Below are 9,900 nucleotides of genomic sequence, written 5' to 3' on the forward strand. Positions count from 1 at the left end.
GTCACAAATCTGCGCCGCGCTGCCAATTTCGAAGCGCTATAAAAAAACCCGCATTTCTGCGGGTTTCTTCAATGCGCAATCAACTCAGTTGATCTTGGCATCCAGCTCGCCACGCGCGTAGCGTTCGAACATGGCGTCCAGGGAGATCGGTTTGATCTTCGAGGCGTTGCCAGCGGTGCCGAAGGCTTCGTAGCGCGCGATGCACACGTCACGCATGGCCGAGACGGTTTTGGCCAGATACTTGCGCGGGTCGAACTCGCTTGGGTTTTTAGCCATGAATTCGCGGATGGCACCGGTAGAGGCCAGACGCAGGTCGGTATCGATGTTGACCTTGCGCACGCCGTGCTTGATGCCTTCAACGATTTCTTCGACCGGCACACCGTAGGTTTCTTTGATGTCGCCGCCGAACTCGTTGATGATTTTCAGCCATTCCTGTGGAACGGACGAAGAACCGTGCATCACCAGGTGAGTGTTAGGGATGCGCTTGTGGATCTCTTTAATACGCTCGATCGCCAGGATGTCACCGGTAGGCGGCTTAGTGAACTTGTACGCACCGTGGCTGGTGCCAATGGCAATGGCCAGAGCATCGACCTGGGTGCGCTTGACGAAGTCAGCCGCTTCTTCAGGGTCGGTCAGCATCTGGCTGTGGTCCAGAACGCCTTCCGCGCCAACACCATCTTCTTCACCGGCCATACCGGTTTCCAGCGAACCCAGCACGCCCAGCTCACCTTCCACGGAAACGCCGCAGGCGTGAGCGAAGGACACAACGCGACGGGTAACGTCGACGTTGTAGTCGTAATCGGCTGGGGACTTGCCGTCTTCACGCAGCGAGCCGTCCATCATCACCGAGCTGAAGCCCAGCTGGATCGAGCGCTGGCAGATGTCAGGGCTGGTACCGTGGTCCTGGTGCATGACCACCGGGATGTGCGGGAATTCTTCGATCGCGGCGAGAATCAGGTGACGCAGAAACGGCGCACCGGCGTATTTGCGGGCACCGGCAGAAGCCTGGACGATCACCGGGGAGTCGGTCTTGTCGGCCGCTTCCATAATGGCGCGCATCTGTTCCAGGTTGTTTACGTTGAAAGCTGGAACGCCGTAGCCGAATTCGGCTGCGTGGTCCAACATCTGGCGCATGCTGATAAGTGCCATTGTCTGTCTCTCTCCCGGTAGGGTCGTTAATCGAGCAAGCCTGCCGTAGTGGCGGCTGCCATTCAAGTTATAAGCTCAGCCACGAAGGCTGTGCGTGTGTGCCCGAGATCCGACTTATCTGGCCTTGCAGCCGCGACCGATCAGATCGTTGGTAGCGTCCCAGTAGATCAGGCCCTCGCTACCCTTGTTGACGAATGCCAACACATTGTTGCTGTAAAGCGTTCCGCTGGCAGCGCCGGGTTCAGCCTTGAGCCTGAACACCTGATCGCTCTGATTCAGACGAACATCGACTTCCTTTTTGGCCGAATCGATGTAGCGCCAGTTGACCTCTGCATTGCTGTCACACACCCAACGGTTCCAGGGGTCATTGTGCTGCGATGTGCTCAGGCTCGAACAACCGCCAAGCACTGCCAAAACCCCAAGGGCAATCACGCGTCTCATTACATCTCCTGGCTGCCCTGCGAAACGCGGTGTATGCCGGTCGTCTCAACTGTCAGGGGCAGTTCTGTTCCTGTTTACGGTCGTCGGCCGGCTCACCCGTTACATGTGCCTCGACCCGTTGACTGTTTTCAGTCGTCGGCACATTCACAGAGGCCGGGCTGAATATCTGACAGGTCTTGGCATGTGAGCCAGAACCGGTACAACCAGCCAATACAACGCAGCTCATCAGAGCCAGGGCAGCGATCTTCATGGCGAAATATCCACTCTTTAAAGACCGCCCAAGCCCGTCAATGTTGCCAAACGGATTTCAGACCTGGCTCACAAACATCCTACATTGCCTGTTCTGGGCATGAACTCGTAACGATCCCATACCTGCGGACCGCCACGCTTGTAGATGACCGGCACTGTTTCAGCCTGCCAGCCCGCCTGATAACAGCTTAACTGGAGCGGTTGGCTCGGGGAGTCGCTCTCCACCTCTTCAACCGCAGGTTTGCCCGCGCAACCGGCCAGCAAACCTGCGATGAGAAACCACGGTAACGCCCTGACCATTGACCACTCCTTGTCCAAAGCTTTCATTCAAGCCTTGGCGCGTTGTTCGAGCACTTCTACCGCTGGCAGAACCTTGCCTTCCACGAACTCGAGGAATGCACCGCCACCGGTCGAAATGTAGGAAATCTGTTCTGCAACACCATACTTATCGATAGCCGTCAATGTGTCGCCACCGCCCGCGATGGAGAACGCCTGGCTTTCGCCAATGGCCTTGGCCAGCGTTTTGGTGCCTTCACCAAACTGATCGAATTCAAACACGCCGACTGGACCGTTCCACAGGATAGTCCCGGAAGATTTCAGTAATTCGGCGAAATGCGCAGCAGTTTGCGGGCCAATATCGAGAATCATGTCGTCGTCGGCCACGTCAGCGATCAGCTTGACGGTTGCAGTGGCGCTCTCGGCGAACTCCTTGGCAACCACCACGTCAGTCGGCAATGGCACGCTGACCTTGGCGGCAATGGCACGCGCGGTATCGAGCAGGTCAGGTTCGTACAGCGATTTACCGACCTTGTGACCCGCTGCGGCCAGGAAGGTATTGGCAATGCCGCCGCCGACGATCAACTGATTGCAGATGCCGCTCAGGCTGTTGAGTACGTCAAGCTTGGTGGACACCTTGGAGCCAGCAACGATGGCAGTCATCGGCTGAGCCGGAGCGCCCAAGGCCTTGCCCAGCGCTTCAAGCTCGGCGGCCAGCAACGGGCCTGCCGCTGCCACTTTGGCGAATTTGGCAACGCCGTGGGTCGAGCCCTCGGCACGGTGAGCGGTACCGAAAGCGTCCATCACGAACACGTCGCACAGGGCCGCATATTTCTGTGCCAGCTCGTCGGCGTTCTTTTTCTCACCCTTGTTGAAGCGAACGTTCTCGAACAGCACGACATCGCCGGCCTTGACGGCAACGCCGTCCAGATAATCGGCAACCAGCGGAACATCACGACCCAATGCCTTGCTCAGGTAATCGGCAACCGGCCTGAGGCTGTTTTCAGCAGAGAACTCGCCCTCGGTCGGACGACCCAGGTGCGAGCAGACCATGACGGCCGCGCCTTTTTCCAACGCCAGCCTGATGGTCGGCAGCGAGGCAAGAATACGTGCATCACTGCTGACAACGCCGTCCTTTACCGGGACATTGAGGTCTTCGCGGATCAGTACACGTTTACCTTGCAGATCGAGGTCGGTCATCTTCAAGACGGTCATGAGCATTCCTGTTTTTTTACTGTTATTGGTCAGCGACGCGCAGAAAGTGATCGGCGACGTCGAGCATTCGGTTGGCAAAACCCCATTCGTTATCGAACCAGGCCAGCAGATTGACCAGCCTGGGACCGGAAACGCGGGTCTGACTCGCATCGACAATCGCCGAATGCGGGTCATGGTTGAAATCGCAGCTGGCGTGCGGCAACTCAGTGTAGGCCAGCAGTCCCTTGAGCGGGCCGCTGGTGGCGGCCTCACGCAAAATACGGTTGATCTCGACAGCGTCGGTGTCTCGCGACATTTGCAGCGTAATGTCCAGGCAAGACACATTGACGGTCGGAACACGAACAGCTTTGGCCTGAATTCGGCCGGCAAGTTCCGGAAGCAGCCGCTCGATTCCGCGCGCCAGACCGGTGGACACCGGAATGATCGACTGAAACGCCGAGCGCGTACGGCGCAGATCTTCGTGGTGATAGGCGTCGATTACCGGCTGATCATTCATTGCCGAATGGATGGTCGTGATGGTGATGTACTCAAGGCCGATGGCCTGATCCAGCAGACGCAGCAGCGGCACACTGCAATTGGTGGTACACGACGCTGCGGAGACCAGTAATTCCCGGCCAGTCAGCTTCTGCTGGTTGACACCGAACACGACAGTGGCGTCGACATCCCGCTCGCTGGCCATCGGCTGAGAGAACAGCACCCTCGGCGCACCGGCATTCAGAAAGCGCTGGCCGTCTTCGCGAGTGTTGTAGACACCGGAACACTCGAGCACAAGATCGACCCCCAGCCCGGCCCAGTCGATACCTTCCGGTGTCGCGCTGCGCAGGACCTTGATGCGGTGATCATTGATATGCAGGTATTGCCCCTCGACCCGCACTTCGCCGGGAAACCGGCCGTGTGTGGAGTCAAAGCGCGTGAGGTATTCGAGACTGGCCATGTCGGCCAGATCATTGATGGCAACCACTTCAAACCCGGCCTTGGCCCCCCGCTCGCACAGCGCGCGAACAACACAACGACCAATACGGCCGTAACCGTTCAGAGCAACTTTGTAAGGGCGGGGCTGGGGCATGAAGTTTTCGCCAGGGAATAACAGTCATGTGGGAGCGGACTTGTCCGCGAATGGCAGCACTCGGTGCAGCTGATTTACCGAGTTGCTACATTCGCGAGCAAGGCGGATCGCCGCCCCGGTCGCTCCCACAACATCAACATTACATAGCTGATCAGTCTTCGAGCAGCTCTTCAGCCGTGCTCAAGACGTTTTCCAGCGTAAAGCCGAACTCTTCGAACAAGGCTGACGCAGGGGCCGACTCGCCGAACGTGGTCATGCCGATCACGCGACCTTCCAGACCCACGTATTTGTACCAGTAGTCGGCGTGAGCCGCTTCGATGGCAATACGTGCACTGACCTGCAGTGGCAGAACAGCCTGCTTGTAGGCCGCATCCTGAGCTTCGAAGATGCTGGTGCATGGCATGGAGACCACACGAACGTTGCGACCCTGCTCGGTCAGCCTGTCATACGCCTGCACAGCCAGACCGACTTCCGAACCAGTCGCGATCAGGATCAGCTCAGGCTCTGCAGCGCAGTCACGCAGTACATAGCCGCCACGGGCAATGGCATCTATTTGCTGCTGTTCACGCGCTTGGTGAGTCAGGTTCTGACGCGAGAAAATCAATGCGGATGGACCGTCATTGCGCTCGATGGCGTGTTTCCAGGCCACGGCCGATTCCACGGCATCTGCCGGACGCCAGGTGTCCAGGTTCGGCGTGGTACGCAGGCTGGTCAGTTGCTCGATCGGCTGGTGAGTCGGGCCGTCTTCGCCCAGACCGATGGAGTCGTGGGTGAATACGTAGATCACGCGCTTCTTCATCAGCGAGGCCATACGCACCGCGTTGCGAGCGTATTCCATGAAGATCAGGAAGGTTGCGCCGTACGGCACGAAGCCGCCGTGCAGGGCGATACCGTTCATCATGGCGCCCATACCGAACTCACGAACACCGTAGTGCAGGTAGTTGCCGTTGGGGGCTTCGCCAGTGATGCTCTTGCAGCCTTTCCAGATGGTAAGGTTGGAGCCGGCCAGGTCGGCCGAACCACCGAGAATTTCCGGCAGCAACGGGCCCAGTGCGCTCAGGGCGTTCTGACTGGCCTTACGGCTGGCGATGGTTTCGCCTTTGGCGTTGACTTCGGCGACATAAGCAGCGGATTTCTCTGCAAAGTCAGCAGGCAACTCGCCGCTCATGCGACGAATGAAGTAGTTGGCCAGCTCCGGGAACGCGGCGGAATAGGCAGCAAAGCGCTGGTCCCACTCGGCTTCGGCCGCCAGACCTTTTTCCTTCGCGTTCCACTCGGCATAGATATCAGCCGGAATTTCGAAAGGACCGTGGTTCCATTTCAGGGCCGCACGGGTCAGGGCGATTTCGTCCGCACCCAGCGGCGCACCATGGGATTCTTCCTTGCCCTGCTTGTTCGGCGAGCCAAAGCCGATGGTGGTCTTGCAGCAGATCAGCGTCGGCTTGTCGCTCTTGCGCGCGGTGTCGATGGCGGTCTTGATTTCTTCAGGGTCATGACCGTCGACATTGCGGATAACCAACCAGCCGTAGGACTCGAAGCGCTTCGGCGTATCGTCGGTAAACCAGCCTTCGACTTCGCCATCGATGGAGATGCCGTTGTCGTCGTAAAACGCAATCAGCTTGTCCAGTTGCAGCGTACCGGCCAGGGAAGCGACTTCGTGGGAAATACCTTCCATCATGCAGCCATCACCCATAAACACGTAGGTATGGTGATCAACGATGGAATGGCCTGGGCGGTTGAACTGTGCAGCGAGGGTTTTCTCGGCAGCGGCAAAACCGACAGCGTTGGCAAAGCCCTGACCCAGCGGACCGGTGGTGGTCTCGACGCCTGGGGTGTAGCCAAACTCCGGGTGGCCCGGTGTGCGGCTGTGCAGTTGACGGAAGTTTTTCAGGTCGTCGATGGACAGGTCGTAGCCGGTCAGGTGCAGCAACGAATAGACCAGCATCGAGCCGTGGCCGTTGGACATGATGAAACGGTCACGGTCAGCAAACGCAGGGTTTGCAGGGTTGTGCTTCAGATAATCACGCCACAGAACCTCGGCGATATCCGCCATGCCCATCGGGGCACCCGGATGGCCGCTGTTGGCTTTTTGCACGGCATCCATGCTTAGGGCACGAATAGCATTGGCACGCTCACGACGGCTTGGCATCGCTGATCTCCTGGGAATTGTAAAATTAGGATCGGAAAAAAGACGGCCATTTTCCCTCAGGGACAGGCCGGGGGCAATCACAGATAGTCGACCATAGGCTTTTTTCCGCGGTTACGGACATTATTTGCCCTGTAAAGACTGGATTACCCATCAGCGCAACAAGTTCAGAATGCCTGACCGGTGCCACCCATTCAGCAATATCAAAACTTTTTGATATTGCCCTTGCAGCGCTCCGGATCGCTCTCTAGACTGCGCAGCTATGAACCTGCGTGTACCTGCCATTCGCCATGATGCATGCGACGACCTCTCTGCATTGTGCAAGGCCGGCGGAGATCCCTTGCGGCTCAACGTACTGCGTGTGCTGACCAACGATTCGTTCGGCGTGCTTGAGCTGGCGCAGATTTTTGCCATCGGCCAGTCTGGCATGAGTCACCACCTCAAGGTGCTGGCGCAGGCCGATCTGGTTGCAACGCGGCGTGAAGGCAATGCGATTTTCTACCGTCGCGCCCTGCCCCACACTGAATTGCCGGGTGGCAGGCTGCATGCGGCGCTGCTTGATGAAGTGGACACGCTGAACCTGCCGGACGACGTACAGAGCCGCATAGGCCTGGTGCATCGACAACGTGCACTGGCTAGCCAGGATTTCTTTGCCCGTACTGCCGAAAAGTTTCGTGCCCAGCAGGACCTGATCGCCGGTTTGGCGCAGTACAGCGAAAGCCTGCTGACCCTGCTCGACAAACTGAGCTTTGGTGCGCAGGCAACCGCTCTGGAAGTAGGCCCCGGTGACGGCGGCTTCCTCCCTGAGCTGGCGCGGCGCTTCGGTCAGGTCATCGCGATGGACAACAGCCCGGTGATGCTGGACCTGGCGCGTGGCGTCTGCGAGCGCAAGGCGCTGGCTAACGTTGAGCTGAGGCTGGCCGATGCACTGACCGACGCTAAAGTCAGTGCCGATTGCGTCGTCCTCAACATGGTGCTGCATCATTTCGCGGTACCGGCCGAAGCCTTGAGGCAACTGGCCGAACACGTAAAACCCGGCGGTAGTTTGCTGGTAACAGAATTGTGTAGTCATGACCAGAGCTGGGCCAGGGAGGCCTGTGGCGATCTCTGGTTAGGTTTCGAGCAGGAAGACCTGGCCCGTTGGGCCATCGCTGCGGGGCTAGTTCCCGGGGAAAGCCTTTATGTAGGCTTACGTAATGGTTTCCAGATCCAGGTTCGCCATTTTCAGCGACCGGCTGGCGACACTCACCATCGGTAAAATGAAGGAAACCCGTAGAGATGAGCGAATATTCACTTTTCACCTCCGAGTCCGTGTCCGAAGGACATCCGGACAAGATCGCCGACCAGATTTCCGACGCGGTTCTGGACGCTATCATCGCTGAAGACAAATACGCCCGTGTAGCGTGCGAAACACTGGTCAAGACCGGTGTGGCAATCATCGCTGGCGAAGTGTCGACTTCGGCCTGGGTCGATCTGGAAGACATCGTGCGTAACGTCATCCTCGACATCGGCTACAACAGCTCCGACGTCGGTTTCGACGGCGCGACTTGCGGCGTGATGAACATCATCGGCAAACAGTCGGTAGACATCGCCCAAGGCGTTGACCGCAGCAAGCCTGAAGATCAGGGCGCTGGCGACCAGGGCCTGATGTTCGGCTACGCCAGCAACGAAACCGACGTGCTGATGCCAGCACCGATCACCTTCTCTCACCAATTGGTGCAGCGTCAGGCCGAAGCGCGTAAATCCGGCCTGCTGCCGTGGTTGCGCCCGGATGCAAAATCCCAGGTTACCTGCCGTTACGAAAACGGCAAGGTTGTCGGCGTCGACGCCATCGTACTGTCGACTCAGCACAACCCGGATGTGTCCTACAAGGACCTGCGCGAAGGCGTGATGGAGCTGATCGTCAAGCACGTCATCCCTGCGCACCTGCTGCACAAGGACACCCAGTTCCACATCAACCCGACCGGCAACTTCATCATCGGTGGCCCGGTAGGTGACTGTGGCCTGACCGGCCGTAAAATCATCGTCGACACCTACGGCGGCATGGCCCGTCACGGTGGCGGTGCATTCTCCGGCAAGGACCCATCGAAGGTTGACCGTTCGGCCGCTTACGCAGGTCGTTACGTGGCCAAGAATATCGTGGCTGCCGGTCTGGCCGAGCGTTGCGAAATTCAAGTGTCCTACGCTATCGGCGTGGCCCAGCCGACGTCGATCTCGCTGAACACCTTCGGCACCGGCAAGCTGTCCGATGACAAGATCATCAAGCTGGTCCGCGACAACTTCGACCTGCGCCCATACGCCATCACCACCATGCTCGACCTGCTGCACCCGATGTACCAGGCCACTGCGGCCTACGGCCACTTCGGTCGTACCCCGGTCGAAATGACCGTTGGCGATGACACCTTCACCGCCTTCACCTGGGAAAAAACCGACCGCGCCGACGCCCTGCGCGCCGCTGCCGGTCTGTAAAAAACCAGAAAAAAGCCCCGAGCGACCTGGTCGTTCGGGGCTTTTTTTCGTCTGCGCGGCAATTATTCCGCAGTCATATTTCAAGCCCGTCGCGACACCAGCAGTACCGATGCAGCGCCCGCCAACAACCCTGCGCACACCCTGTTGAACAATCGCTTGCCACTGGGTTTCGCCAAGAGGCGACGAGCATGTATACCCATCGCGGCATATAACGCGATCGCTACGCACTCCAGCACCAGAAACAGACCACCCAGCACTGCAAACTGACCTGACACATTACTCTGCTGATCCACAAACTGCGGAAGAAAAGCAGTAAACAGCAGGATCGCTTTCGGATTGCCAATAGCCACCAGAAACTCTTGCCGCGCAAGGCTGCCAGCGTTGGCTGTTGTGACCGCTGCCTGGTCCTGTATGGACGGAGTGGCGCGCCACAACTGCACCGCGAGATAAAGCAGATATGCCGCGCCGAGAACCTTGATCACGTGAAACAACCATTCGGACGTATGCAACACGGCAGTCAGTCCTGCACCGGCCAAGGCGATCATGATGACAAACGCCAGCAAGCGCCCCGCTCCGCCGACGCAAGAGCTGGTGAAGCCATAGCGCGTAGCATTACTGATCGACAGAAGATTGTTCGGACCGGGCGCCATGTTCAGCGCAAAGCAGGCCGGAATGAATACAGCGAGAGTCGAGATGTCCATTGGCTCCAATCCCTGAATTGAGTCAGCTACTCAGTCTGGCTTTTTTTAGTGAGCGGTCAAGACACAGCTGCGCCGTGAAATGCGGCCGGGCTTTACTGGCAAGGCCATGCGTCCCCAGCCTTTGTGGGAGCTTGCTCACGAAGGGGCATGTGCAGTCGCGACTATCGTGCGGCGCTCTGCGTCGCATG

The 9,900-nt window shown here is 58.4% G+C and carries 10 protein-coding genes; 2 read left to right on the top strand and 8 right to left on the bottom strand.

Going from position 1 to position 9,900, the window contains the following annotated elements; translation table 11 throughout:
• Window positions 1–84: 84 nt before the first annotated feature.
• From fba to tkt, 7 genes are all read right to left on the bottom strand, one after another.
• Entirely contained in the window at window positions 85–1,149 is a 1,065-nt protein-coding gene (fba, locus tag ALO64_RS21165) for a class II fructose-bisphosphate aldolase (RefSeq protein WP_004654897.1), read from the bottom strand.
• A gap of 114 nt (window positions 1,150–1,263) precedes the next feature.
• Window positions 1,264–1,590 carry an MliC family protein gene (locus ALO64_RS21170; protein WP_002555692.1) on the bottom strand — a complete coding sequence of 109 codons (327 nt, stop codon included), beginning with the start codon at window positions 1,588–1,590 and terminating at the stop codon, window positions 1,264–1,266.
• Window positions 1,591–1,642: 52 nt separating this feature from the next.
• Window positions 1,643–1,840: a hypothetical protein gene (locus ALO64_RS21175; protein WP_004654900.1), complete on the bottom strand. Its 198-nt coding sequence runs from the start codon at window positions 1,838–1,840 to the stop codon at window positions 1,643–1,645.
• Window positions 1,841–1,908: 68 nt separating this feature from the next.
• On the bottom strand, window positions 1,909–2,139 hold the full coding sequence (locus ALO64_RS21180) for a putative periplasmic lipoprotein (protein WP_044318367.1): 231 nt from the start codon (window positions 2,137–2,139) through the stop codon (window positions 1,909–1,911).
• Between the two features lie 27 nt (window positions 2,140–2,166).
• Entirely contained in the window at window positions 2,167–3,330 is a 1,164-nt protein-coding gene (locus tag ALO64_RS21185; RefSeq protein ID WP_044344196.1) for a phosphoglycerate kinase, read from the bottom strand.
• A 22-nt stretch (window positions 3,331–3,352) separates the two neighbouring features.
• Window positions 3,353–4,396: an erythrose-4-phosphate dehydrogenase gene (gene epd / locus ALO64_RS21190; protein ID WP_044344195.1), complete on the bottom strand. Its 1,044-nt coding sequence runs from the start codon at window positions 4,394–4,396 to the stop codon at window positions 3,353–3,355.
• Between the two features lie 151 nt (window positions 4,397–4,547).
• Window positions 4,548–6,545: a transketolase gene (tkt, locus tag ALO64_RS21195; protein WP_044344194.1), complete on the bottom strand. Its 1,998-nt coding sequence runs from the start codon at window positions 6,543–6,545 to the stop codon at window positions 4,548–4,550.
• 259 nt (window positions 6,546–6,804) lie between these two features.
• Between tkt and ALO64_RS21200 the strand changes: the two genes are divergently transcribed.
• Together ALO64_RS21200 and metK are read left to right on the top strand one after the other, a co-directional pair.
• Window positions 6,805–7,800, top strand: coding sequence for an ArsR/SmtB family transcription factor (locus ALO64_RS21200; protein WP_044344193.1), 996 nt, complete (start codon window positions 6,805–6,807; stop codon window positions 7,798–7,800).
• A 20-nt stretch (window positions 7,801–7,820) separates the two neighbouring features.
• Window positions 7,821–9,011, top strand: a complete 1,191-nt coding sequence (metK, locus tag ALO64_RS21205; RefSeq protein ID WP_002555698.1) for a methionine adenosyltransferase — start codon at window positions 7,821–7,823, stop codon at window positions 9,009–9,011.
• An 80-nt stretch (window positions 9,012–9,091) separates the two neighbouring features.
• On the opposite strand, the gene ALO64_RS21210 is transcribed toward metK, so the two are convergent.
• Window positions 9,092–9,712 (bottom strand): LysE family translocator, encoded by a 621-nt coding sequence (locus ALO64_RS21210; protein WP_044322828.1) that lies wholly within the window; start codon window positions 9,710–9,712, stop codon window positions 9,092–9,094.
• Window positions 9,713–9,900 lie beyond the last annotated feature (188 nt).

This window comes from Pseudomonas meliae (genome assembly GCF_001400515.1).
GTDB lineage: Bacteria > Pseudomonadota > Gammaproteobacteria > Pseudomonadales > Pseudomonadaceae > Aquipseudomonas > Aquipseudomonas amygdali.